At 56.0% G+C, this 25,625-nt stretch carries 23 protein-coding genes; 12 read left to right on the forward strand and 11 right to left on the reverse strand.

All coding sequences use genetic code 11. From position 1 onward, the window contains the following. Nucleotides 1-5: 5 nt before the first annotated feature. The 6 genes from paaB to paaG form a co-directional block, all read right to left on the reverse strand. Nucleotides 6-287, reverse strand: coding sequence for a 1,2-phenylacetyl-CoA epoxidase subunit PaaB (gene paaB, locus HZS52_RS07015; RefSeq protein ID WP_022521442.1), 282 nt, complete (start codon nucleotides 285-287; stop codon nucleotides 6-8). Between the two features lie 81 nt (nucleotides 288-368). Further along, nucleotides 369-1,355 carry a 1,2-phenylacetyl-CoA epoxidase subunit PaaA gene (gene paaA, locus HZS52_RS07020; protein ID WP_190374404.1) on the reverse strand — a complete coding sequence of 329 codons (987 nt, stop codon included), beginning with the start codon at nucleotides 1,353-1,355 and terminating at the stop codon, nucleotides 369-371. A gap of 307 nt (nucleotides 1,356-1,662) precedes the next feature. Next, on the reverse strand, nucleotides 1,663-2,976 hold the full coding sequence (gene paaK, locus HZS52_RS07025; protein ID WP_190374405.1) for a phenylacetate--CoA ligase PaaK: 1,314 nt from the start codon (nucleotides 2,974-2,976) through the stop codon (nucleotides 1,663-1,665). A 110-nt stretch (nucleotides 2,977-3,086) separates the two neighbouring features. Then, nucleotides 3,087-3,554 (reverse strand): hydroxyphenylacetyl-CoA thioesterase PaaI, encoded by a 468-nt coding sequence (gene paaI, locus HZS52_RS07030; RefSeq protein WP_138800668.1) that lies wholly within the window; start codon nucleotides 3,552-3,554, stop codon nucleotides 3,087-3,089. Further along, on the reverse strand, nucleotides 3,547-3,714 hold the full coding sequence (locus tag HZS52_RS24355; RefSeq protein WP_223828076.1) for a 3-hydroxyacyl-CoA dehydrogenase NAD-binding domain-containing protein: 168 nt from the start codon (nucleotides 3,712-3,714) through the stop codon (nucleotides 3,547-3,549). The genes paaI and HZS52_RS24355 overlap by 8 nt, the downstream gene beginning before the upstream one ends. Nucleotide 3,715: 1 nt before the next feature. Beyond that, nucleotides 3,716-4,507, reverse strand: a complete 792-nt coding sequence (gene paaG, locus HZS52_RS07040) for a 2-(1,2-epoxy-1,2-dihydrophenyl)acetyl-CoA isomerase PaaG (RefSeq protein ID WP_190374406.1) — start codon at nucleotides 4,505-4,507, stop codon at nucleotides 3,716-3,718. A gap of 589 nt (nucleotides 4,508-5,096) precedes the next feature. Between paaG and paaY the strand changes: the two genes are divergently transcribed. Next, nucleotides 5,097-5,711, forward strand: a complete 615-nt coding sequence (gene paaY / locus HZS52_RS07045) for a phenylacetic acid degradation protein PaaY (protein ID WP_022521454.1) — start codon at nucleotides 5,097-5,099, stop codon at nucleotides 5,709-5,711. A 49-nt stretch (nucleotides 5,712-5,760) separates the two neighbouring features. Here paaY and paaX read toward each other — a convergent pair whose 3' ends face one another. From paaX to HZS52_RS07065, 4 genes are all read right to left on the reverse strand, one after another. Further along, nucleotides 5,761-6,687, reverse strand: a complete 927-nt coding sequence (paaX, locus tag HZS52_RS07050) for a phenylacetic acid degradation operon negative regulatory protein PaaX (RefSeq protein WP_022521455.1) — start codon at nucleotides 6,685-6,687, stop codon at nucleotides 5,761-5,763. 434 nt (nucleotides 6,688-7,121) lie between these two features. After that, the gene (gene rnk, locus HZS52_RS07055) at nucleotides 7,122-7,535 is read right to left on the reverse strand and encodes a nucleoside diphosphate kinase regulator (protein ID WP_022521456.1); all 414 of its coding nucleotides are present in this window, start codon (nucleotides 7,533-7,535) and stop codon (nucleotides 7,122-7,124) included. 112 nt (nucleotides 7,536-7,647) lie between these two features. Next, complete coding sequence (gene gdhA, locus HZS52_RS07060) at nucleotides 7,648-9,000, reverse strand: NADP-specific glutamate dehydrogenase (RefSeq protein WP_190374407.1); 1,353 nt, start codon at nucleotides 8,998-9,000, stop codon at nucleotides 7,648-7,650. Nucleotides 9,001-9,334: 334 nt separating this feature from the next. Then, nucleotides 9,335-9,811 carry an NYN domain-containing protein gene (locus HZS52_RS07065; protein WP_022521458.1) on the reverse strand — a complete coding sequence of 159 codons (477 nt, stop codon included), beginning with the start codon at nucleotides 9,809-9,811 and terminating at the stop codon, nucleotides 9,335-9,337. A 290-nt stretch (nucleotides 9,812-10,101) separates the two neighbouring features. Between HZS52_RS07065 and HZS52_RS07070 the strand changes: the two genes are divergently transcribed. From HZS52_RS07070 to HZS52_RS07080, 3 genes are read left to right on the forward strand one after another with little or no spacing between them, the layout of a single operon-like run. Then, nucleotides 10,102-10,899, forward strand: a complete 798-nt coding sequence (locus HZS52_RS07070) for an IclR family transcriptional regulator (RefSeq protein ID WP_223828077.1) — start codon at nucleotides 10,102-10,104, stop codon at nucleotides 10,897-10,899. 6 nt (nucleotides 10,900-10,905) lie between these two features. Then, nucleotides 10,906-12,195 (forward strand): NAD(P)/FAD-dependent oxidoreductase, encoded by a 1,290-nt coding sequence (locus tag HZS52_RS07075; RefSeq protein ID WP_022521460.1) that lies wholly within the window; start codon nucleotides 10,906-10,908, stop codon nucleotides 12,193-12,195. 34 nt (nucleotides 12,196-12,229) lie between these two features. Continuing rightward, nucleotides 12,230-13,636, forward strand: a complete 1,407-nt coding sequence (locus HZS52_RS07080) for a Na+/H+ antiporter NhaC family protein (protein WP_141440487.1) — start codon at nucleotides 12,230-12,232, stop codon at nucleotides 13,634-13,636. A 61-nt stretch (nucleotides 13,637-13,697) separates the two neighbouring features. Here the strand turns inward: HZS52_RS07080 and HZS52_RS07085 are convergent, their stop codons facing one another. Beyond that, a complete protein-coding gene (locus tag HZS52_RS07085; RefSeq protein WP_190374409.1) occupies nucleotides 13,698-14,318 on the reverse strand; it encodes a LysE family translocator in 621 nt (206 codons plus the stop codon). Between the two features lie 330 nt (nucleotides 14,319-14,648). Here HZS52_RS07085 and HZS52_RS07090 point away from each other — a divergent pair, with 330 nt between their 5' ends. The 8 genes from HZS52_RS07090 (at nucleotide 14,649) to etfB (ending at nucleotide 25,606) form a co-directional block, all read left to right on the forward strand. After that, the gene (locus HZS52_RS07090; RefSeq protein ID WP_138800661.1) at nucleotides 14,649-15,932 is read left to right on the forward strand and encodes an MFS transporter; all 1,284 of its coding nucleotides are present in this window, start codon (nucleotides 14,649-14,651) and stop codon (nucleotides 15,930-15,932) included. Nucleotides 15,933-16,228: 296 nt separating this feature from the next. Then, a complete protein-coding gene (gene gbdR, locus HZS52_RS07095) occupies nucleotides 16,229-17,374 on the forward strand; it encodes a choline metabolism transcriptional regulator GbdR (RefSeq protein WP_138800660.1) in 1,146 nt (381 codons plus the stop codon). Between the two features lie 230 nt (nucleotides 17,375-17,604). Further along, nucleotides 17,605-18,582 carry a dipeptidase gene (locus HZS52_RS07100; RefSeq protein ID WP_190374410.1) on the forward strand — a complete coding sequence of 326 codons (978 nt, stop codon included), beginning with the start codon at nucleotides 17,605-17,607 and terminating at the stop codon, nucleotides 18,580-18,582. Nucleotides 18,583-18,761: 179 nt separating this feature from the next. Continuing rightward, nucleotides 18,762-19,307, forward strand: coding sequence for a DUF5943 domain-containing protein (locus HZS52_RS07105; RefSeq protein ID WP_159177570.1), 546 nt, complete (start codon nucleotides 18,762-18,764; stop codon nucleotides 19,305-19,307). A gap of 24 nt (nucleotides 19,308-19,331) precedes the next feature. Next, nucleotides 19,332-21,404, forward strand: coding sequence for a dimethylglycine demethylation protein DgcA (gene dgcA / locus HZS52_RS07110; RefSeq protein ID WP_190374411.1), 2,073 nt, complete (start codon nucleotides 19,332-19,334; stop codon nucleotides 21,402-21,404). A gap of 83 nt (nucleotides 21,405-21,487) precedes the next feature. Beyond that, nucleotides 21,488-23,491: a (Fe-S)-binding protein gene (locus HZS52_RS07115; RefSeq protein ID WP_190374412.1), complete on the forward strand. Its 2,004-nt coding sequence runs from the start codon at nucleotides 21,488-21,490 to the stop codon at nucleotides 23,489-23,491. Continuing rightward, on the forward strand, nucleotides 23,488-24,792 hold the full coding sequence (etfA, locus tag HZS52_RS07120; RefSeq protein WP_190374413.1) for an electron transfer flavoprotein subunit alpha: 1,305 nt from the start codon (nucleotides 23,488-23,490) through the stop codon (nucleotides 24,790-24,792). The genes HZS52_RS07115 and etfA overlap by 4 nt, the downstream gene beginning before the upstream one ends. Beyond that, nucleotides 24,782-25,606 carry an electron transfer flavoprotein subunit beta gene (gene etfB / locus HZS52_RS07125; RefSeq protein WP_190374414.1) on the forward strand — a complete coding sequence of 275 codons (825 nt, stop codon included), beginning with the start codon at nucleotides 24,782-24,784 and terminating at the stop codon, nucleotides 25,604-25,606. Before etfA ends, etfB begins: the two co-directional genes overlap by 11 nt. Nucleotides 25,607-25,625 lie beyond the last annotated feature (19 nt).

The following is a 25,625-nucleotide window of genomic DNA, read 5'->3' on the forward strand; positions in this document are numbered from 1 at the left end:
CTCCCTTACATGTGGCCGACTTCTTTCGGCAGTTTGTAGAAGGATGCGTGGCGATAGACCTTGTCGTTAGACGGGTCAAACAGCGGCTCTTTCTCGTCGGGAGAAGAGGCGGTGATTTCGCTGGCCGGAACCACCCAGATGCTCACCCCTTCATTGCGACGGGTGTAAAGCTCGCGGGCGTTTTCAATGGCCATGCGGCGATCGGCGGCGTGTACGCTACCAACGTGCTTGTGATTAAGGCCGTGCTTGCTGCGTATAAAAACTTCGAAGAGGGGCCAGTCAGCCATGAGGAAAGCCTCTGTAGTCAAAGGAGCCCCGTGTCGCAGGGCTCTCGATTGTTTTAAGAATCAAAAATCAGGTCTTAAGAATCAGGCCGCTCGGCGTTGACGCTTGGCGGCATGAGCCACGGCTGCTTCACGCACCCAGGCACCGTTATCAATGGCGTTACGGCGAGCTTCGACACGCTCGCGGTTGCAGGGGCCGTTGCCTTTAACCACGTCGAAGAATTCCTGCCAGTCGATTTCACCGAATTCATAGTGACCGGTCTCTTGGTTATATTTGAGATCCGGATCAGGGGCGGTGCAGCCCAGCAGTTCTAGCTGCGGTACGGTTTGGTCGAGGAAGCGCTGGCGCAGCTCATCGTTGCTGTGGCGCTTGATCTTCCAGGCCATCGACTGGGCACTGTTAGGAGAGTTTTCGTCGGACGGGCCGAACATCATCAGTGCTGGCCACCAGAAGCGGTTAATAGAGTCCTGCACCATGGCTTTCTGATCGTCAGTGCCTTCTTGCATCATGGTCAGCAGAATCTGATAACCCTGGCGCTGATGGAAGCTCTCTTCCTTGCACACGCGAATCATGGCGCGCGCATAGGGGCCATAGGAGGTGCGTTGAAGCGGCACCTGGTTGACGATGGCTGCGCCGTCGACCAACCAGCCGACGGTACCCATGTCTGCCCAGTTGAGTGTTGGGTAGTTGAAGATACTGGAGTACTTGGCGCGACCGTCGTGGAGCTTGTCGATCTCTTCGTCGCGGTCGGCACCCAGGGTTTCCATGGCGCTATAGAGGTATAAGCCGTGACCCGCCTCATCCTGAATCTTGGCCATTAGCTGCAACTTGCGCTTAAGGGTTGGTGCACGTGTCAGCCAGTTACCTTCCGGCAGCATACCGACGATCTCGGAGTGCGCGTGTTGAGAGATCTGACGGATCAACGTCTTGCGGTAGGCGTCCGGCATCCAATTTTTGGGTTCTATTTTGATTTCATCATTGATGCGCTCCTGGAACTGGCGTTCCTCAGGACCCATCTCATCAAGCGTTTTGAGTTTGTTAGAACCGGTTTCAACGAGCTGCGCGTACATAGAGACCTCCGCGGCGTCGATATATCAGGGGGTGTGGCTTATCTTTCCTAAAGTATAGTGATACGAAATATTTTATCAATAAGTATTTTTGTGTGTCACTTTAAGACTTTATGATAACGTATAAATCCAAGGCTATTGGTTTATAAAGGAAAAATCGCTAATTATAAATGATTCTTGATGTGCCGATTTTTCTAGCTAAAATTGACTGTTTAGGCGCATAAAAGCCCCTTAAAGGAGTTTTTTAAAGGGCTTTGCCTGACAAGAGGGGGGTGGCGCTAAACGGCGGCTAGGCGCTAGAGAGGCTGAATCAGCGAAGATCTTTTACCCGCCTAGCCTTACCCATCGAGCGCATAACACTTTCTACCGGGCACACCTCGACCTTGGTGCTGATACCAATGTGCGTCTTGATGGCATGCTGGAGCTGTTTCGCGGCTTCTTCACAAGCCACGGGGTCGCGGGCGATGTCATGATGATTCGCCTCTACACGAACAAGCACCATGTCCATATTGCCTTGGCGGCTGACTTCGATCTCGTAGTGGGGAGAAAGCGACGCGATTTTGAGCAGTTGTTCTTCGATCTGGGTGGGGAACACATTCACCCCGCGAATGATCAGCATGTCGTCGCTGCGGCCAGTGATCTTGTCGATGCGTCGCATGGGGCGCGCGGTGCCCGGTAGTAGGCGGGTCAGGTCACGGGTGCGGTAGCGAATCACCGGTAGGCCTTCTTTGGTTAAGGTGGTGAACACCAGCTCGCCGTATTCGCCGCCTGACAGGACGTCACCACTGACCGGGTCGATGATCTCGGGGTAGAAATGATCTTCCCAGATGGTCGGGCCATCTTTGGTCTCCAGGCACTCCATGCCTACGCCCGGGCCCATTACCTCAGAGAGACCGTAAATATCGAGGGCGTCGATGCCCAGGCGCTGCTCTAAGGCTGTGCGCATGCTGTCGGTCCAAGGTTCGGCGCCGAAGATGCCAGTACGCAAGGGCAGCGTATGCGGGTCGATGCCTTGGCGCTCCATTTCGTCCGCGATGTTGAGCATATACGAGGGGGTGACCATGATGATGTCCGGCTCGAAATCACGGATCAACTGAACCTGTTTCTCGGTCTGGCCGCCCGACATGGGAATCACCGCGCAACCCAGGCGTTCAGCACCATAATGCGCGCCCAGCCCACCGGTGAACAGACCATAGCCATACGCCACATGCACCTTGTCGTTGCGGCTGCCGCCGGCGGCGCGGATCGAGCGCGCCATCACATCAGACCACACATCAATATCGTTCTGGGTGTAGCCGACCACCGTCGGTTGCCCGGTGGTGCCGCTGGAGGCATGGATGCGAACGATCTCGCTCATCGGTGTGGCCAACATGCCGAACGGGTAGTTGTCGCGCAAATCGGCCTTGGTGGTAAAAGGTAGTTTGGCGAGATCCGCCAGCGTCTGGATATCGTCGGGATGCGCCCCAGCCTTGTCGAAGGAGTGGCGGTAGAAGGGCACATTGTCGTAGGCGTGCTTCAGGCTCCACTTCAGGCGCTTGACCTGAGTGGCGCGCAGCTCGTCGACGCTGGCGGTTTCCAAGGGGTCGAGAGTCGCGGTGTTGATACGCGTTGCGGGCTGATTCATCAGGGGTCTCCGATCAAGCTAGTTGTTATTGGACTAGTTTCTAAATGCACCATGGTCTATGGAATGGCTTTAGTAATGGGCTTATAAGCGCTCAATGATCAACGCGCCTTTCATTGGCTATCTCCAGCAGCGGTGTCTTCCAGGCGGAGTACGCTGCCGCGAATTTTGTAGGAACGCCCGCGGAACAAGGCAACGGTATCGCCGTGCTGATTGCGCAACGTAATGTCGTAAATGCCGGTACGCCCGCGGCGGCTGCGCTCTTCGGCGGTGGCGGTGATCTCGTCGCCCAGCTGGCCGGGGCCGAGGTAGTCGATACTGCAGCCAGCGGCCACGGTGGCTTCATCGTAGCTGTTGCAGGCAAACGCAAAGGCGGAATCGGCGAGGGCAAACAGAAACCCGCCATGGCAGTTGCCGTGCCCCTGCACCATGTCCTGGCGCACGGTCATGGTCAGTTCGGCGAAGCCGGGGGCCACGCGAGTAATACGCATGCCCAGCCCTTGGCTGGCGTGGTCACGGGAAAACATTGCCTCGGCGCAGGCTTCCGCCAGTTGCTGCGGGTTCAGTTGGGAATCACGCATGAAAGCTTTCCTCGTATAGGGCTTCGAGCCGAGCAAACACCTGACGCTTGGCCTCAAGCTTCTCGACGATAGCCTCGATAACCAAACGGCTATCGGTCAAGGCATTAATGGCGCCTGTGCTGATGATGCTAATAGTGGCGGTAGAGAGAAGGGTTGGCATATCACTCTCCCTTGAAGGTGGGGCGACGTTTTTCCATAAAAGCACTGACGCCTTCGCGGTAATCTTCGCTGCGCCCAGCAAGGCGTTGCAGGTCGCGTTCCAGGTCGAGCTGCTCGTTGAAGCTGTTATCGCTGCTGGCATGTAGGGCGCGTTTAATCAGCGCTAGGCCATGAGTGGGTTGAGTGGCCAGGTGGCGAGCCATGCTCATGGCTTCTTCTTGAAGCGCCTCATCGTCGACGCAGCGCCAGATCATGCCCCACTGTTCGGCGGTCTCGGCGGGCAGCTTGTCGCCCAGCATCGCCAGGCCCTTGGCGCGGGCCATGCCCACTAAGTTAGGCAATGTCCAGGTGCCGCCGGAGTCTGGAATCAAGCCGATCTTACAGAAGGCCTGAATAAAGCTTGCCGAGCGCGCGGCCAATACGATGTCGCAGGCCAGGGCGATGTTGGCACCGGCACCTGCGGCCACGCCGTTCACCGCACAAATGGTGGGGAACGGCATGTCTTTAAGGGCGCGCAGCATGGGGTTGTAACGTTTCTCAAGCGACTCGCCGAGGTCGGGGGCTTCTGCGCCGGGCGCGACGCTACGGTCGGAAAGATCCTGACCAGCGCAGAAGCCTCGGCCGTTGCCCGTCAGTAACAAAGCGCGAACGCTTGAGTCTTGGCGCACGGCTTTTAGCACCTTGCGCATCTCGGCATGCATTTCGGTATTGAAGTTGTTCAGGCTGTTGGGGCGGTTCAGCGTAATACAGGCGACGCCGTCTTCGACGCTGTAAAGCAGGGGCGCTTGGCTCATGGGTAATGTCCTTGTGTCAGTGCCCTTTAAAAGAGGCAGATCGTTTTTCTTGGAAGGCGCGCATGCCCTTTTCGCGGTCGGCGGTGCCCGCCAGTGACCGTTCGGCCTGTGGTGTACAGGATGGATCTCTGCCGAGTATAGATTTATTTTGATACACATCAATATTGTATGGGTGGTTGTAATGTGTCGCTTGTTGATGTTGTTGGTGGTTTATTCCTTATTAACAATAACTTGTGTGAATTTTTGGTGAATATAAGATAATTGTTAGACGATGGTATAAAAAAACCAAGGTCGTCTAAAAAAACTGAGTTATAGCAGGGTGCGTCGAGTTCTTAGATAGTGGTGTGCCGATTCTTCAGTAGGCGGTTACAGGTAAAGTGTTTGATGTTTTGTTACGCAAAATATAGTCTTTGTTTATATGGTGTATCAAAAAAGAGTGAGTGGAGGAGCGCCCCATGACGCAATCAGTGCAGCAAAGGCGCGATAACTCTAGGTGGCTACACAACTAATAAAGCAGTGGCCGAGCAGTTCGAAGAACTGGCGGTGGGGGCAACACCCCACACGGCCAACCAAGCTAACGGAGAACGTTATGCCTTACTATCGACTTGAAGGGGTGACGCCAGTGGTTCACCCGACGGCTTATGTCCACCCAACGGCAGTGTTGATCGGGGATGTGATCGTGGGCCCCAACTGTTATGTAGGCCCTGGCGCGGTGATGCGCGGCGATTTCGGCCGTCTTGTGCTGGAAGAGGGATCCAACCTTCAGGATACCTGTGTTATGCACGGCTTTCCTGGCTGCGTCACCAAAGTTGAGAAGGATGGCCATATCGGCCATGGCGCGGTACTGCATGGGTGCGTGATTGGGCGTGATGCCATGGTGGGTATGAACGCCGTGGTGATGGATGGCGCCAACATTGCTGAGAGGTCTATCGTTGCGGCAGCAGCGTTCGTTAAGGCGGGCTTCGAGTGTGAGCCCCAGTCGCTGGTGATGGGGGCACCCGCAAAGGTTAAGCGCGCGCTGAGTGATGAAGAGTTCGCCTGGAAACAGCAGGGTACCCAGGAGTATCAGCGCTTAGTGGGCCGTTGTCGGGACAGCCTGGAGCCCTGTGAGCCGCTGGCAGAACTCGATGCTGATCGTCCAACCTTGCTGGCTGGTGATACTCAACCCAAGCAGCAGACGCTGGATCAGTCGCCACAGCCATAAGGTGCGTTATGCCCGATGTGACGGCTGATTAAGCAGTCTCGTTAGGCGTTCAATCCAGCCCGCCGAAGCGCTGGTAGAAGCTGGGGCCAGGGGCGGGTAGTGGGCCCTCGGCGGTTTCCAAATGTTGATCCAACCAGCGTTCTGCACGTTCGTAGAGCAAACGATAAAGGTTGCGGCAGAGCTGATGGGCGTAGCGTCCTTCCCACGCCGTGGGGAGTAGTTCTTCAGGCAGGAGGGGGTCGCGTAATTGAACCTTGCGATACTCGTGAATAAGCAAAGTTCGGGCAATGAAGCACTCTTCTTGGCCCAAATGGTTCTCTGTGTTGAGCGCGTTCCAAAGGGGGCGAAACTTAACCAGAAAACGTTGGTAGAGCTCGGCTAATTCGTCGAGGTTCCAGCTCTCTCTGACCTGGAGACGCAGCGGCTTACTGGTCATGGGCTCCATGGTCTGCGTTTGCATTACAATCGTATCGTCTGCTGCATCTAGTTCTTGCAAAGCCGCCATGGTCTCTGCACATGACAGCGTGGGATGCGCCAGCACACCCTGAGCAAAACTACCAAAGCCTAGCCATTCGAGCTCGTCACGAATCTGCTGGCGCCGGTCTGGGGGAAGCTGTGTCAGCAATACCAATGTCCACTGTCCCGACCAAGCTGGCTGGGTGCCGTGATAGACACGCTTGAAGGCTTGTTCGAAACGACGCCGACCAGGGCCACTCAACCGATAGTAGCTGCGACGACCAATCTTCTCTCCCCGTAGCCAGGTTTCATTGGTCAGCCGGTAAACCGATGTACGCACCAGCCGCTCATTGATACCGATGGGCTCCACCAGTTTCGATAGACTGCCTAACCACACAGTGCCGCCCCGCGGAACGATAGAGTCGCCATAGACGGTAATAATCAATGAACCGGCGCGAATTGGCCGACGCTTCTGGAAGTCATCAATAAGCGTAGCGACGCAGTCTTTAGCTGACGACATGGTGAAAGTTGATTCCCTTTGCGGTGAGGTTGTCGCTAAAAACGACAGAAAATATGACGAATACAAAAGATTATCGTATCACGTTTTTTTGTCGTTTGGCCTGAGACGATCCTCTCTTGATAGGAAGTCGCTGCGTCCACTTCCTGGCGTAATGGCGTCTATGAGCGCTGTAATGCTTTGCCAATTCAGGTTTTAAGGTAACCGTCCAATGTGTACATTATCACTGGAAGAATTGTGAAAAGTACCATGGCTATGACTAATAGCAGGGACGGTGTGTTTAATGCGATAAAGAGCCGCTTAGTTATAGTCTTCCGAAGGGGGTATGTGAAAGCTGAGGGTGCCCTGAATAGACCCTCTTTATGTGGATTAAGTGGGCGAAGAAAATAGCTGACTTAATCATGAGCTAGCGGAGCCAGCTCACTCTTTATCGCGACTTATCGGTGGAATTGCTTTTCGCGTTCGGGCTGCCAATAAATAGCATCGATGCGGAGCCGTGCTTCGGTATTGTTGGGTAACGGCCATTCGATGATGTCGCCCACTTTAAGGCCGATCAATGCAGCACCAATAGGTGCCATGACCGAAATGCCGTCCGCAACGCTTTCCAGGGAGTGCGGATAGACCAAGGTGCGAATCATCTTAAGCCCGCGGGTGAGGTCGGTGAAGCGAACCTGGCTATTCATGCTGACCACGTCATCTGGAATATCCTCGGGATCGCAGACTTCACCTCGTGCTAGCTCTTCCTCAAGTAGCTGAGCCACGGCCATGTCTTTCTCGGATGCATTGTCGATCAAGCGCTGGAGGCGTTCGGCATCAAGACGGTTAATAATAATAGCAGGACGTTGTCCCATGATTACTCTCCTTAGAAAGCAATAAGTTTAAACCAATAAAAAACAGCCCTTCCCCAATAAAGGAAGGACTGCGTGCTTTTTATAGTATAAGCGATTTATAAAATAAAGACGATCAGGTGACCCCTTGTTCAATCATAGCATCAGCCACCTTTCTGAAACCTGCAATATTGGCGCCTAGTACCAAATTGGTTTTATCACCAAACTCTTCGGCTGTATCGGCGCACTGGCGGTGAATATTGGCCATAATCTGTTTTAATTTTTGGTCGACTTTCTCCAGTGGCCACTGCTCCATGCTGCTATTTTGTGCCATTTCTAACTGACTGGTAGCAACGCCACCTGCATTGGCCGCCTTGCCGGGCCCATAGGCAATTTTAGAGTCTAGAAAAAGGTCGACGGCCTCTTTGGTAGAAGGCATGTTGGCCCCTTCACTGATACACGTTATGCCATTAGCGAGCAGAATTTCCGCATCGCTTTCGGTCAGCTCATTCTGCGTCGCGCAGGGGAACGCAACATCGGCTTGAATACGCCATACGGCATTCCCGCCCTGAGGGTAGTCACGGGCAGAAATGTAGTGCGCGTCAGGGTGCTCATGTAAGTAGGCTTCTAAAGAGGTGCGCTGCACTTCTTTGAGCTGTTTGAGTAAGCCTAAATCAATACCGTTTTCATCGTGAATGGTGCCACGTGAATCGCTGCAGGTGACTGGTTTAGCACCCAGTTCGTATAGCTTCTCAATGGTATAGATGGCTACATTGCCAGCGCCGGAAACGAGGCAGGTCTTGTCGCGCAGCTCTTCTCCCCGGGCAGCCAGCATGTTTTGTGCAAAGTACACCGCACCGTAGCCGGTGGCCTCTTTACGGCCTAGCGAGCCTCCCCAATTTAGCCCCTTACCTGTTAGCACGCCCTCATAGTGGCCAGTGAGTCGTTTGTACTGGCCAAAGAGATAGCCAATTTCACGCGTGCCGACACCGATATCGCCTGCAGGTACATCGCAGTGAGGACCAATATGGCGGTAGAGCTCGCTCATAAACGCCTGACAAAAGCGCATGATCTCGTTATCTGATTTTCCTTTGGGGTCAAAATCGGCGCCGCCTTTACCGCCGCCGATTGGCAAACCGGTTAACGCATTTTTGAAAATTTGCTCAAAGCCGAGAAATTTGATGGTGCCCGAGGTAACGCTGGGATGGAATCGTAAGCCACCCTTGTAAGGGCCAAGGGCAGAGTTGAACTGAACGCGATAGCCTTTGTTGACCCGCACTTTCCCAGCATCATCTACCCAGCTTATCCGGAACATGATTTGTCGTTCGGGCTCGACTATTCGCTCAATAATGCTGTGGTGATGATAGTAATCACTTTGCTCAAGTAGCGGGCGCAGGCATTCGAGCACTTCTTCAGTGGCTTGATAAAATTCTGACTGTGCAGGGCTGCTTTTATTAAGGCGTGTCAGCGTATCGTGAACGTAGGGCATCGGAACATATCATCATAGTTATTCAACAGAGTATTGGCTGGCCAGAGCGTTAGAATATTTAACTGGCAGCATGCTTCTGTGCATAGCCTATGCCGGTTCGGTATGGGTAAATATGATGGGGGGTTTAGACTAAAGTATGCGTTTGAAAGGTTCGCCTCGCTTATTTTCCACAATCTAATAAACGATGGATAAACGTTTTGAATTGGTTGATATTTTTGTATAGCGTCTAGATAGATGTGCTACCGGTCGGAAACCTGGTCAATCCCCATTTCTTCGCGGCAGCCTTCTATCGAAATAGCTATCAACAGCAGCGTAGACTCTTTTCGAACTATAATTAATTTAATAGAAGCGCTTTATCTATCGCTATAAACTCACTGGCCGCATTTATTAGCGATGCTGCCGTCAGTTGGGGAACGCCATAAACTTCGACTTTTTTGCCATGCTTAGCACGGATTTTTTGGACTAGTAGATCAAAATCACCATCGCCGGATACCAGCACGATCACATCTGCCTGTTCTGCGTACTCCATGGCGTCAAGCGCGATGCCTACATCCCAATCGCCTTTTGCGGAACCGTCTGACCGCTGAATAAAAGGCTTTAATTTCACCTCAAAACCAATCGCTCTGAGTATGTTTTGAAACTCTCGCTGCTTTTGGTCACCTCGATCGATGGCATAGCAAACAGCTTTAATAACCTCTCTGTTAGCGGTTACTCGTGCCCAGAATTTGTTGTAATCAAAGTTTTTGCCATATGCTTCGCGCACGGTGTAATAGACGTTTTGAATATCAACAAATACGGCAACGGTGGTCATCAATTCGCCTTTTCAGGAACATATTAGAAGAAGCCGGGTTAGCTAACACCAGTCTAACACTCAGCCGGTTGTCGCCCTTCATCCATTGGGCGCAAGGCTATAGAAGATCATTTTTGTACAATTATCGGTAGCTTTTGTATGAGTTTTTTGATTTTGAATGTCGTCATATGTTGACCTATGCCAACCTCTACCTCGTATGCGCTAAAGCGGCTTTGTCTCATTTAGTGAGATGAACTCGTGAATTTGTCTTGTTATGTTTTAGCTCACATAGACAAATAACGATAAACATAATGCCGGTAAATGAAAGCATCACCTCATCAGGCCCTACCACTCTCGTTCATGCCATGCAGATATTGCAGGTTACTGCACGTGGCGGCCACCGGGGTGCAAGTGTAGACGATTATCTGAATGAATTGAGTTTCAGCCGTCCTACTCTCTATCGGTTGTTAAAAGGTCTCAAGCAGCAGGGATTTTTACGATCTTCTCCCATTCGTGGGCGTTACCTGCTGGGTTATGAGCTGCTGGTGCTTGGCGCCCAAGCGGGAAATGGTGCCGGGTTGCGTGATTTGGCCCGACCAAGGTTGCTGACACTCGCGCAGCGCTGGGGAGACAGCTTCTATCTGTTCGCTCGCGATGGCGTCCATGCCGTTTGCCTGGAAGTGCAGAACGGCGCTTATCCCGTGGGCAGCTTCGTTAGGGCGACGGGTGGACGTTTGCCGCTAGGCGTTGGCCAAGCGTCGATTGCCTTACTTGCCTACCTGGGGGCTGATGAGCGAAGCGAAATACTCAACCATAACGCTGAGCGTCTGATAGACGAATACTCGATTGCCATCGCTGACATCGAAGCCGAAATTGCCCATCAACTGAAACATGGTTACGCCCGTGGAGTAGAAGGTTCTTTACTTCCGGAATACAGCGGCCTGGCCATTCCTATCCTCGATCATAGCGGCCACCCCCTGGGTGCCATGAGTTGTTCGATGCTCAAATCGCGTATGACGAAGCGCCATAAGCTGGACGTACTCCAAGGCATGCAGGAAGAAGTGGCTGCCATGGTCAATCAGGCCCATGGCCTGCTGTATCTGGATTAACTCTCTATGCCACACACTACGCACCCAAGCCATCAACGCCCTTGCGGCTGGAACGCTTGGCTAACCGAGCGCCAGCCGCGCCCCGCCTTAAGTGGTCAATCTGAGGCAGATGTCGTCATCATCGGGGCTGGTTATACCGGTTTTGCGGCAGCCTCGGCCTGGCAGCAGGCGCGCCCTGAAGACCGCATCAAAATCCTCGAAGCTGACCAGGTAGGTGAAGGGAGTCCAGGGCGTAACTCCGGCTTTATGCTGGAAATTGCTCTAGCCAACGATGCTCGCCCCGAAGAGCTTGAGCGCATGGAGAAGCTGAACGCGTTAAGCCGACAAACCATGGCGTTACTGCGCGAGCGTGTCGAACGCCTAGGCATTGACTGCCAACTCGAGCGTAGCGGCACCTATCGCGCTGCCCGTAGCACGATAGGCCAACGTGCCTTGAGCCAGTATGAGGAGTTTCTGAAAGCTGCCGGTCTGTCTTGCCAGACCTTGAACGGCAGCCAACTCGCTGAGCGAATCGGTACGCGCTACTACACACAGGGTATTTATTCACCGGACTGCTATCTCGTCCAGCCTGCAGCATTGATTGTTGGTTTGGCAGATTCATTGGAAGCCGGCATCGAGCTGCATGAGCACTCGCCCGCGACTCAAATAGTGCCTGATGGCAAGAAGTGGCGTGTGACTACACCCGAAGGCGAAGTAACGGCTGGACAGGTAATCCTGGCCAATAACGCTTTTTCTAGGGCCTTGGGTGCAGACCCTTCGCGGCTAACCGCTATTTATACCTATGCCGCCATTACCGATCCTTTACCGCAGCCCGAGCGCCAACGCATCGCCGAGACGACCTGGGGGCTGCTACCTGCACACCGCTTAGGCTGTACGCTGCGCACCACCGCTGACGGACGTTTGATGATCCGCTCACGTTACAGCTATGAACGCGAAGCCGATAACGCCCGTATCGAGGCCGAACTGAAAGTGAGCCTTGAGGCCCGCTACCCCGAACTTACCCCAGTGCGCTTCGACAAGGTTTGGGGAGGTACCACCGGGCTGACTCATAACGGCGCACCGCTCTGGGGCGAGATCCAGCCCGGGTTATATGTATCAGCGGGATGCAATGGCGGCGGTATCGTCAAGGGTACCTTCCTGGGTGATGCTTTAGCTCGCTACGCGCTCGGCCAACCGGTTGAGGATATTGCATCTTTATTCGGCAAAGCGAGCTGGATGCCGCCCGATCCTGTACGTCGGTTGGGTTTCTACCTGACCAGTGAAATGGAGCGCCGTAAGGCAAAAAACGAAACCTGACTCCACCCACCACTATAAAAAAAGAGAGATGACAATGGATCCTCAAGATCATATCGGGCTGCTGTCCGTCATGCCGGCGGCATTGGCCATCGTGCTGGCATTTGTCACCCGTAATACGGTTTTCTCGCTGGCTGTTGCTTGTTTCGTTGGGGTGATTACCCTGGGCAATGGATTGATGGGGTTTCCGACGCTGCTCAAGGAAACCCTGGGCACCACCAGCTTCTCCTGGATACTGCTGTTGGAGCTATTCATTGGCACGGTGATCGCTTTTTTCCAGCGCACCGGGGCGATTCAGAACTTTACCGCCTGGGTGGAACGCCGTGCCTTATCGCGGGTGCGGGTTCAATTGGTTGCCTGGGTGATGGGCATGTTCGTTTTTTTCAGCGACTACTTCAGCCCTCTGTTTGTCGGCAGTACTATGCGTGGACTGACGGATCGTTACCGGGTCTCGCGGGAAAAGCTGGCGTATATCGCTGACTCCACCTCGGCCCCGGTGAGTGTAATGGTGCCTATCACTGGCTGGGCAGTGTTTATCTCCGGTTTGTTGATCGGCATGGGCCCCATCGAAAATGCTGCCCAGGCGATGGGGGTATTTCTGCATGCCATACCTTTCAATCTCTATGCATGGCTATCGGTGTTGGTGGTCGGGCTGGTGATCGTGGGCGTCATTCCGCTCTTCGGGCCGATGCGTGAAGCTGAGCGTCGGGCTCAGGAAGAGGGCAAAGTGCTACGCGATGGGGCAGAACCGCTGGTGGGTGAGGAACTGACGGAAATTCCGCCTTATGAAGGAGCACGTACCAGCCTGTTTTGGAATTTTTTCGCCCCGGTGCTGGTAGTGATCGGCGTTGCGGTGGGCACCTTTATCGTGATGGACTCGGCCAAGACCATGGAGGCATTTCTGGCGGCTTCCGTGTTTCTCGGTATCGTTATGCGCCTTCAGGGCATTCCCTTCAACGACATTATGAAAACCTCGATGGCAGGGATGAAGGGAGTAATGCCAGCCATTATCATTCTGGCGTTAGCCTACTCGTTGAATCAACTTTCCAAAGACATGGGCACGGCCAACTATATCGTCGAAGCCACCGCTGGCTGGCTAACACCTGCTTTGCTTCCGGCCATGACGTTCCTTATTGCCGCCGTTATCGCTTTTTCCACCGGCACTTCATGGGGCACTTTCGCTATCATGATGCCACTCGCTGTGCCGCTCGCCTTTAACTTTAGCGGCGATATGATTACACCGCTGGTGTATGCCACAGTGGCCGCTGTGGCGGGGGGCGGTGTCTTTGGGGATCACTGTTCGCCCCTCTCGGATACCTCCGTGCTCGCCTCGACAGGGGCTGCCTCTGATCACATCGACCATATCAAAACGCAAATTCCCTTCGCGCTAGCCGTCGCCTTGCTTTCCCTGGCCATGTATCTGTTGCTTGGTCTCACGCTGTAACACCGTTCGCCCTGCGATGACAAAGAGCGTGCGTTGTCGCAGGGCAGAACACCAAATTAATTTACCCCGCCGGGCGGCGCATCACAGTCATCAACACTCCAGCGCCAATCAAACTACCGGCACCGCAGCGGTGTAGCAGGCGGCGAACCCTAGCGGTCATGAGTTGTCGGCTAGTGGTCGACAACAGTGTGTAGCCGAGATCTGAGATAAGACCAATCACAAGAAACGTAGCAAACAGAATCGCCAGCTGGGGCGCCAGAGGTTGGGTTTGGTTAATAAACTGCGGCATGAATGCCATGAAGAATAGAATGCTTTTGGGGTTTAGCAGCGTCACCCAGAATGCTTTTGCGGTGCTTTGCTGAACGTTCACCCCAGAGGCTTCCAGGTCATTCAATTGGCCAGATTCACGCCACATCTTGATGCCTAGATAAAGCAGATAGAGAACCCCTAGCCATTTAACCATGGCGAATAGCTCCGCCGATGCCATCAGCAACGCGCCTACGCCGGCAAACGAAAGTGACATCGCCACCAGGTCACCCAAGAAAAAGCCAGGCAACATCGCCAGAGCAGCTTTGCGGCCTTGATTGATACCGGTCACTATCAGTAGAGCAACGGCGGGGCCGGGGGACGCGATGAACAAAAACGAAGCCAACACAAACGATAGCCAAAGCTCAATCGACATAGCGTTAATCTTCCTGTTGTTGAATTATTAACTTTATCTCGCCGTATAGTTGTAAGCCCTGGAACGCCGCGTGGCAATTATGTTCAGTGGTCATTCTCTCACCTATGTGAGTGAGGGAAGATATGGCTGGTAGTCCTTGGTGGAGGCTTCCGTAAGCCTGAAAGCGGACATTCAACAAAGGCTGCCTGCTTAACTCCACTTATCGTTCTGATGATCACTGGAGATTACCCGCTACCTGTTCAAAATCTGCATTGCTCATCGCGGAAGTTGCGAAGACAATGCTCATAGCGACCTTGTATACATGCAGCCAATGGCAGTGGAGGACTCCGCATGAAAGCGTTGTCGAACATGGGGTTTGCCCTATTTGGAGCCGCGCTGGTAGCGATCAGTTACGGGCTTGCACGTTTTGCCTTTGGTCTGTTTGTACCTTCTATCAGTGCCGAGCTTTCGCTGACGTCTTACTTGGTCGGCATTATCGGGGCGCTGCCGTTTATTAGCTTTGTGCTTTCCACACTGGTCGCGCCGCTTGCCGCTGATCGGCTCGGTGCGCGCAACTTAGCCATTCTCTCAGGGGCTTTCGGTGTTGGCGGTTTAGCATTGATCAGCCAGTCGTCAGACGCGCTATCGCTTGGTATTGGTGTGTTTATCTGCGGGATCTGCACTGGTTTAATGATGCCCGCGCTGACCGCTGCGATGCAGGCGCTGGTGAGCCGTGCAATGCATGGGCGCGTCAGCTCGATTATGAATGCCGGTACTAGCATCGGTATTATCGTGGCGGTACCGACCGTTGTGTTCTTGTCGGATGCATGGCGACTGACCTACACGATATTTGCTGCTCTTACCGCTATGGGGGTCGTGGCGGCATGGTACTTCATCCCTTCAGTGTCACGGGTCATTCCAGCTAATGCTGCACCACCACCGCCCATCACTAGGTCGCAATGGTCGCGCCTCATTCGGCTTACGATTTTTGCCTTCGCAATGGGCTTTGTATCTGCGCCGTACTGGCTTTTTGCTCCCGATCTGGCGGTTACCCTTGGCGCGCTCTCTCCAGGGCACACCGGATGGCTATGGTTCGCGGTAGGTATCGCCGGGCTCGGCGGTGCCGTGATAAGTGATTTGGCCGACCGTAATAATCCACCCATCACCCAGGCGTTGATGTTGATGATGCTGTCTTCAAGCTTGGCGTTGCTGGCCGCTAGCCCTGGTCAATTAGCGCTGGCGATATTTTCCGCGATGGTTTTCGGTCTCGCTTACATGAGCTTAACGGGGCTGTACCTGATGACCGGCATCCGACTGCTGCCTGGGCGGTTATCGATGGGGCCGGTATTACCCTTTATGGCCTGCGCGCTTGGGCAGGCGGTGGGCTCGCCGGTGATTGGTGTGCTGGTCGACAGGCTTGGGTATGCGGATGCGTTTTCGATCTTTTCTGTGGTCGGCATCCTGGTCGCGGTGCTATCACCGCTTTATCCGGGCCACATCGACTATTTGACAGAAGAAGAGCCGCAACCGACAGAGGTTGAAGATACTGGCCTTCAGGCCGCTTACGATCATCAACTGCTGGATGAAAACGGTGACCCCATCAAACCTGTTGCTGAAGATGCCGAGGCCCCTTAGCTGAGTAAGCTACTAGCCAGCTTAGGCGCTTGGCGAGAGGCTGCATTGCATTATCCTCCGTGACTTTACAAAGGTTTCGGAAACGACCTCCAGTGTTGCATTTGCGACGGAGAGCCAAGTTCGCGCAATCGTTTTGTCGCTATCCGCCCTATTCGTGCCAATATACGACCAAAGAGCAATGCCACCCCTGAACTAGTGAGTATTCACGCTAGTAAAGGGAAACTAAAAGACGCCAGCGACGCCTACATACTAATAAGAAAAAAAAAGATGATTAAAAGGTGACGGAGGGTAAAACCATGACATCAAATCTAGCAAAAGACCCGGCAGCAAATACCAATCGTGCGGGCGAACCGCAAACCCTTGGTTTTCTACTATTAGATAATTTCACACTGATTTCCCTGGCGTCGGCGATAGAACCTTTACGGATGGCCAATCAACTGGCCGGTCGTGAGTTGTATCGCTGGTTTACCCTGACCCAAGACGGTCTGCCCGTACGCGCCAGCGATGGGCTGCAGGTGACTCCTGATGCCTCTATGCAGACCCCGCTCTCGCTTGAGTGGGTGGTCGTTTGTGGCGGGGTAGGTCCGCAGCACAGCGTTACCCGTGACCACATACGCTGGCTTCAGTCGCAGTCACGCCAGTTAAAACGATTAGGCTCGGTATGTACGGGCAGTTGGGCGCTAGGGCAGGCCGGATTGCTGGATCACTATGAAACCAGTGTGCACTGGGAGTGTCTGGCCTCCATGCAGGAAGCGTTCCCCAACGTTATTCTGACCCCGCACCTTTTCTCTATTGATCGTGATCGATTCACCGCTTCAGGCGGCACAGCGCCGCTCGATATGATGCTCAACCTGATTGCTCACGACCATGGGCGCGAGCTTTCGGCAGGCATTTCCGAGATGTTTATCTATGAACGCGTGCGTAACGAGCAGGATCAGCAGCGGGTACCTCTTAAGCACGTGCTGGGCACCACTCAGCCTAAGTTGTTAGAAATTGTGGCGTTGATGGAATCCAACCTTGAAGAGCCCATCGAGCTCGACGAACTGGCAAGCTATGTGAATGTTTCACGGCGCCAGTTGGAGCGGTTGTTCCAGCGCTATTTGCTTTGTTCACCGTCTCGCTATTACCTCAAGCTGCGTTTAGTGCGCGCTCGTCAGTTGCTCAAGCAAACGCCTCTGTCGATTATCGAGATTGCTTCTGTTTGCGGTTTTGTGTCCACGCCTCATTTTTCCAAGTGTTATCGAGAATATTTTGGTGTGCCGCCGAGAAATGAGCGCTTGGGTGTGCACGACCGTCAAGGAAATAACCCTGCTAAGTCGCCATCGTTAATTCAGCGATGGGGGGGCGAGCCTTACAAAAGCGAACCTCTTTCGAGTGCCCAGCAGGCGCTTGCCCATGCTCAGGGTGAGCCTACCTTTGCCAGCGTGCCGCTACTGAGCTGATAGGTACTTCGTCACCACTATTCCAAACCTGCTGCCCGGAGGTGGACAGCAGGTTTTTTAATAGCTGCTATCTCTAACGTACTCCACCTCTGCGAAGTGAGCGGGTGCGCGGGTAGTTGTCGTGTTCACGACACCATGACGCTTTTGGAATTTCCGCCGTCGTTTCCAAGAGCAGTCTAATCCAACGTCAGCGCTATGCTCGCTACATTAATCAATATTGGAGCTTAGCTATGACCCCCTCTGAACTGCACAATGACGCCATCGTCATTGATGGTCTGATCATCGCCAAATGGAATCGCGAGCTGCTTGAGGACATGCGTCGCGGCGGTCTTACCGCTGCCAACTGCACCGTCTCCGTGTGGGAGGGGTTTCAGGCCACGGTCGATAATATCGTCAAATCCAACCAGCTGATGGCGGAGTGTAGCGACCTGGTGCGCCCTGTTCGTACCACTGCTGACATCACGCGGGCGAAAGAGGAGGGCAAGACCGGCATCATCTTTGGCTTTCAGAATGCTCATGCTTTCGAAGACCAAATTGGCTACGTAGAGATTTTCAAGCAGTTGGGCGTGGGCATCGTGCAGATGTGTTACAACACCCAGAACCTGGTGGGTACCGGCTGCTACGAGCGGGATGGCGGCTTATCCGGGTTTGGCCGTGAGATCGTCGCCGAGATGAACCGCGTGGGTATGATGTGCGACCTCTCCCACGTTGGCGCCAAAACCTCCGAGGAAGTCATTCTCGAGTCCAAAAAACCAGTCTGTTACTCCCACTGCCTGCCCTCCGGCCTCAAAGAGCATCCGCGCAACAAATCTGATCAAGAGCTGAAGTTCATTGCCGACCACGGCGGTTTTGTTGGTGTCACCATGTTTGCGCCGTTCCTCAAGAAGGGCATTGACTCCACCATCGAAGACTACTGCGAGGCGATCGAGTACGTCATGAATATCGTCGGTGAGGACGCTATCGGCATCGGTACCGATTTCACCCAAGGGCATGGTCAAGAGTTTTTCGTGTGGTTGACCCATGACAAGGGCTACGCCCGTCGCCTCACTGACTTTGGCAAGATCATCAATCCCAAAGGGATCCGCACCATTGGGGAGTTCCCCAATCTCACCGAGGCACTTCTTAAGCGTGGCTTAAGTGAGACTCAGGTGCGCAAGATCATGGGCGAGAACTGGGTGCGCGTGCTCAAGGACGTGTGGGGCGCCTGACTAAGCGCAGGCGGCTGTCTCCGAAGTGAGGGGCGCCGGGAGCATGCCGTAGAGGAGGTCCGACGCCAGGGATGGCGTCGGTAGCGTCCAAGGATGGATTCATAGCGCCTCCTCGTAGGCATGCTCCCGGGGTAGCCCCGCCGATAACCTGACATAACAACGATCCGAGGAATACAACCGTGACCAAACTGGCCCCCGCACTGCCCATCGAAGTGGATAGCGAAACAGGCGTCTGGACGACCGATGCGCTGCCTATGCTCTATGTGCCACGGCACTTCTTTATCAATAATCACGTAGCCGTAGAAGAGGCGCTAGGTGCTGAGAAGTATGCCGAAATTCTTTATCACGCAGGTTACAAGAGCGCCTGGCACTGGTGTGAGAAAGAGGCTGAGCTACACGACATTAGTGGAGAGGCGGTATTTGAGCACTACATGACCCGCCTTTCCCAGCGTGGTTGGGGGCTATTCATTACTGAACAGATTGATCTCGACTCGGGCACTGCTCAAGTACGACTTGAGCACAGCGCTTTTGTTTACCAGCTTGGCAAAACCGGGAACAAGGAAGAGTACATGTTCACCGGTTGGTTCGCCGGTGCCATGGATCAAATCCTCGCTGCCCGCGGAAGTTCACTGCGTACCGTTGCTGAGCAGACTCAGAGTGCCGCCGAGGAAGGCTGCGATGTAGGCATTTTCACCGTCAAGCCGCTAACCGACGAGCTCCGCTAGCCTGGGGAATGAGGAGAGATCATCATGGCATTCGAGGCAATTTTCGAGCCGATCGAGATCGGCAAGCTGACCATCCGCAACCGTGTGGTCAGTACCGCTCACGCTGAGGTGCATGCCACCGACGGCGGTATGACCACTGAGCGTTACGTCAGGTACTATGAGGAGAAGGCCAAAGGCGGTTGTGGCCTGTGTATTTGCGGTGGCTCATCGGTGGTTTCCATCGATAGCCCCCAGGGCTGGTGGAGCTCGGTAAACCTGTCCACTGATCGCATTATTCCGCACTTTCAGAATTTGGCCGATGCTGTGCATAAGCATGGCGGCAAGATCATGATCCAGATTACCCATATGGGGCGCCGCTCCCGCTGGGACGGTTTCGACTGGTCGACCCTGGTATCACCCTCTGGTATCCGTGAGCCGGTGCACCGCTCTACCTGCAAGACCATTGAGGAAGAAGAGATCTGGCGTATCGTTGGCGACTTTGCTCAGGCCGCGCGCCGAGCCAAGGAAGGGGGCCTCGACGGCGTTGAACTCTCCGCCGTGCACCAGCATTTGATTGATCAGTTCTGGAGCCCACGAGTTAATAAGCGTGAGGACGAGTGGGGCGGTAGCTTCGAGAATCGTATGCGCTTCGGTATGGAAGTGCTTAAAGCCGTACGCGCTGAAGTGGGTAACGACTTCTGCGTCGGCATGCGCATTTGCGGCGACGAGTTCCATCCGGATGGTCTTTCTCACGACGATATGAAGCAGATCGCCGCCTACTACGATGCCACCGGTATGGTGGATTTCTTCGGCGTTATCGGTTCTGGCTGCGACACTCACAACACCCTGGCCAACGTTATCCCTAATATGTCCTACCCGCCGGAGCCTTTCCTACACCTGGCAGCGGGGATCAAGGAAGTGGTTAACGTGCCGGTGATCCACGCCCAGAACATTAAGGATCCCAATCAGGCCCAGCGCATCCTCGAAGGGGGCTACGTAGACCTGGTGGGCATGACCCGGGCACATATTGCCGACCCTCACCTGATCGCCAAGATCAAGATGGGCCAGATTGATCAGATCAAACAGTGCGTGGGCGCTAACTACTGCATCGACCGCCAGTACCAGGGCCTCGACGTGCTGTGCATTCAAAACGCCGCGACATCCCGGGAGTACATGGGGCTGCCGCATATCATCGAGAAAACCGAGGGCGCCAAACGCAAAGTCGTCGTGGTGGGCGGTGGCCCCGGCGGTATGGAGGCAGCGCGGGTAGCCGCTGAGCGCGGTCACGATGTCACTCTGTTTGAGGCCGCTGACGCCTTGGGTGGGCAGATCACGATTGCCGCCCAGGCGCCCCAGCGTGACCAGATCGCCGGTATCACCCGCTGGTTCCAGCTGGAGCTGGCGCGGCTAAAAGTCGACCTGCGTCTGGGCACCCGCGCCGATGAGGAAACGCTGCTCGATCTGCGCCCGGATATCGTGGTGCTTGCCACCGGTGGCCAGCCCTTCCTTAGCCAGCACCCCGAGTGGGGCTACTCGGAGAATGCCGAGGAGAGCCTGGTGGTCAGCACCTGGGATATTCTCTCAGGCAAAGTGGCGCCAGGTAAGAACGTGCTGATTTATGACGCCATTTGCGAATTCTCCGGCGTCTCGGCAGCGGATTTTCTCGCCGACAAGGGCGCCAAGGTGGAGATCGTCACCGACGATATCAAGCCCGGCGCGGCGGTGGGCGGTACCACCTTCCCCACCTACTACCGCAGCCTCTACGAGAAGGAGGTGATCATGTCCTCCGACCTGATGCTGCATAAGGTTTACCGCGAGGGCGATGGCTTGGTGGCGGTGCTCGAAAACGAGTACACCGGGGCTCTGGAAGAGCGCGTGGTGGATCAGGTGGTCGTTGAGAACGGTGTACGCCCTGATGAGGCGCTTTATTACGCGCTTAAAGAGCAGTCCCGCAACAGAGGGCAGGTGGATCTGGAAGCACTCTATGCAATCCAGCCGCAGCCTTGTCTGAGCGAGTCAGGAGATGGCTTCCTGCTGTTCCGCCTGGGCGACTGCACGGCACCACGTAACACCCATGCGGCCATTTACGACGCCCTGCGAATCTGCAAGGACTTTTGACTTAGGCGAAAGCCAACAATAATGCGGGGCGCCAGAGCAGCCCCGCCGCCGAAGCCAATGGCACCAAAGATGAGGTGAGCACCATGCTCGAAACGCTCTTGCCGATACTGATTTTTACTGCCCTGGCCCTGGCAGTAATCGGCGCTGTACGCCGTATACGCCTGTGGCGTCAGGGGCGCCCCTCGCGGGTGAGCCTGTTCAAGGGGTTGGTGGCCCTGCCGCGCCGCTATTTGGTGGATCTGCACCATGTAGTGGGGCGTGACAAAATGATCTCCAACACCCACGTGGCCACCGCCGGTGGCTTCGTGGCCGCCGCCGTGCTGATGATCCTGGTGCACGGTCTGGGTATTGCCAACCCATTGCTAGGCGGATTGCTGCTACTGGCTAGTGCCTCCATGTTCGTCGGTAGCCTCTTCGTGGCGCGGCGACGGCTTAACCCCCCAGCTCGGCTCTCCAAAGGCCCCTGGATGCGCCTGCCCAAAAGTCTGATGGCGTTTTCGATAGGCGTCTTCCTGGTCACGCTGCCCACGGTAGGTCTGCTGCCCGAAGGTCTGCTTGAAGGGGGCAGTAGCTGGTTGCTGGCGCTGGTATTAGCGGGCGTCGTGGCCTGGGGCCTGGGGGAAATGTTTTTTGGCATGACCTGGGGCGGGCCCATGAAGCACGCCTTCGCTGGCGCCTTACATCTGGCTTTCCATCGCCGCGCCGAGCGCTTCTCCACGAAAAAAGGCGGCGCTGGCCGCTCAACGGGCCTTAAGGCGCTAAACCTGGAGGATGAAGCGGCGCCCCTCGGGGTAGAAAAGCCTGCCGACTTTACCTGGAACCAACTGCTGGGCTTTGATGCCTGCGTGCAGTGCGGTCGCTGCGAGGCGGTGTGCCCGGCATTTGCCGCCGGTCAGCCGCTGAACCCCAAGAAGCTGATCCAGGACATGGTGGTGGGCATGGCCGGGGGCAGCGATGCCGCCTATGCCGGCTCCCCCTACCCCGGTAAGCCGGTAGGTGAACACGCAGGCTCTCCCCATGGGCCCATTGTGGCGCTGCAGGGGAAGGCCCTAGTCGACGCCGATACCCTATGGTCGTGTACGACCTGCCGCGCCTGCGTGGAAGAGTGTCCGATGATGATCGAGCACGTGGATGCGATTGTCGATATGCGCCGCTACCTGACCCTGGAGCGTGGCAAAACGCCCAATAAAGGCGCCGAGGTGCTCGACAATTTGATCGCTACCGACAATCCAGGCGGTTTCGATCCTGGCTCGCGGCTCAACTGGGCGGCGGATCTTAACCTACCGCTCATGGCAGATCTTAAGCAGGTCGATGTGCTGTTGTGGCTAGGGGATGGCGCTTTTGATATGCGCAACCAGCGCACCTTGCGCGCATTGGTCAAAGTGCTGCGCGCCGCCGAGGTAGACTTCGCGGTGTTGGGGACTGAAGAGCGCGATAGCGGCGACGTGGCGCGGCGCCTGGGCGATGAAGCGACGTTCCAATCCCTGGCGAAACGCAATATTGCCACCCTGGCTCAGTACCGCTTCTTGCAGATTGTTACCTGCGATCCCCACAGCTTTCATGTGCTGGGCAATGAGTATGGAGAGCTAGGCGGACATTACGAGGTACGTCACCATAGTACCTTTATCGCCGAACTGTTTGATGCTGGTCGGTTGACCTTTGCCCCTTGGAAAGGCGGCAGCGTCACCTATCACGACCCGTGTTACCTGGGGCGCTATAACGGTGAATACGAGGCACCACGCAACGTGCTTAAGGCGCTGGGCATCGAGGTCAAGGAGATGGAGCGCTCCGGCTTCCGCTCGCGCTGCTGCGGCGGCGGTGGCGGGGCACCGATTACCGATATTCCCGGTGAACGGCGGATTCCCGATATGCGCATGAACGATGTCAAGGAGAGCGGCGCCGAGCTGGTGGCGGTGGGCTGCCCGCAGTGTACCGCCATGCTGGAAGGCGTGGTGGATGCCAGCGCCGAAGTGCGCGATATCGCCGAACTGGTGGCCGATGCACTGGTTGAGCGTTCCGCTGACGATGTGTCCGGCGCATCCCGCCGAACCACTGCATCGACGACTGCTGAAGAGGTGATCGTATGAGTGAGATTATTCGCCGCGACCCACGTCGTGAGTGGATCGCCCGAAACCGTCTGCACCCCGACAACGCCGCGGTGCTAGCCGCCCTGGGTGTAAACAGGGGCGGCGGAGCGGTTAGCGAATGGATGGGCCCCAGCGGCGTGGTGCGCAAGGATCCTCGTGCCATCGGTTTTATCGGCCCCAATGGCGTCAAACGGATTGATCGTAGTGGCCTCCAGCAAGGAGGGCAGGCCACCGCGGCCAGCACGGCGGCCCGCGATAGCCGCCGTACGGTGACCATTGATCAGCCTGCCTTCCTGGTGGCCGTGGTGCCCGACCTGACCGGCGGGCGTCTCTCCGGACATGACAAGGATCTGCTGGGCCTGGCCCGGCGTGTGGCGGATGCCGACGCCGAACAGCCCGGCGCTGTGGTGGCGATCCTATTTGGTGAGTATAAGGGCGAGGGTGGCGGCGAGCTTAAGGAGCAGACGCTGGGCGAAGCCGGTATCGATCGCGTCGTGCATCTTGATGATGAGTTTTACGCAGGGTTTGCCCCTGAAGCGCGTCTGGCGGCTTTAAGCGCCGTCGAGCGGGAGATGACGCCGCGCTTCTGGCTATTGCCAGACTCACCCCTGGGCGGAGCCGATCTGGGGCGGCGGCTTGCCCTGCGCCTGGGTGAACGCGCTGCCACCGGGGTGTGGCAGGTGGAGGCTGATAATGAGGCCTCTTTGGGTTGGCGCTGCACGGCCCGTGGCGCCGCTGGGAGTCTGGATATCCAGCGGCCTCTGCCGCGGGTTGCCCTGGCGCTGGCCGAGTGCGCCGAACCGGTGGACGAGACGCGGCATGCGGCCGAGCACCTGACCCTGGCCGCGTCAATTCCCACCACTCTATCGCGTATTGAAGATCTGGGGCAGGTGGCGGTGGATCCCGCCGGCGTGGCGCTGGCCGAGGCTGAGTTCATCCTCTCCGGTGGCAACGGCGTCAAGCAGTGGGACGCCTTCCACCATGCCGCGAAAGTCCTCGGCGCTACCGAAGGGGCCTCGCGTGTCGCGGTGGACGACGGCTTTATGGCCCGCGATCGTCAGGTGGGCGCGACCGGCACCTGGGTAACCGCCCGAGTTTATATGGCGGTGGGTATTTCAGGCGCTATCCAGCACCTGCAGGGCATTCAGCGCTGCGACAAGGTGGTGGCGATCAATCTCGATCCGGGGTGCGACATCATCAAGCGCGCCGACCTAGCGGTGATTGGCGACAGCACGCAAATTCTGGCCGCGCTAGTGGCCATGGTGGAACAGCAGCGGGGAGGGCAGCGCAATGCAGCCTGATCTACACCAGAAGCAACAACAACAGGGAATCGATGTGGCGGTGCTGGTTTCCATAGGCCGTCATCCCACAACCGGTCGCGCGAGGCGCGCTGAACAGGATGCCCGGGGCCTGGAGCTTGCGCTGGCCATAGAGGCCGAGCTGCCGGGCACCCGGATCAGCATGCTCCACGCGGGTTCCCAGGACGATAGCAGCGAAGCAGCTCTGCGTGGCTACCTGGGCATGGGGCTCAAGTCCATGACCCTGCTCGAGCAGCCTGAGGGTAGCGATGCCATTCTGGCCCTGGCGAAACACCTGGCCGCAACCTCTCCTCAGCTAGTGATCACCGGCGCCCGCGCAGAGCGCGGTGAAGGCTCTGGGCTTTTGCCCTATGCGTTGGCAGAACATCTCGACTGGCCATTGGTTAATAGTTTGGCGTCGGTAGAAAAAGTGGAAAATGGCGTGGTAACGCTGCTTCAGGCGTTGCCAAGGGGCCAGCGTCGCCGTCTCAAGGTGCGCTTGCCCGCCATCATCAGCGTGGATGAAGCAGCGCCGGTGGCGCGCCAGAGCGCCTTCGGCCCGGCGCGTCGAGCCACCTTTGCGATCACGCCCACTACCCCTGAAGCCGACAGCGAGCTGGCCCAGTGGCATCTGTCCCCTGCACGTAAACGGCCTAAGCGTCTGAAAATTGTCAAAGCCGCTTCGGCCAGGGATCGCTTCAAGGCGGCAGCTTCCAAGTCGGAGGGCAAAGGCGGGCAGGTGCTCACCGATGTGTCCCCCGAACAGGGCGCCGAGGCGATCTACAAGCTGCTCAAGGAGGAGGATGTGCTGCGCTGAACTAGCCTGCGCATCACGC

Origin of the sequence: Vreelandella titanicae, assembly GCF_014697095.1 — a bacterium.
Lineage (GTDB): Bacteria > Pseudomonadota > Gammaproteobacteria > Pseudomonadales > Halomonadaceae > Vreelandella > Vreelandella titanicae.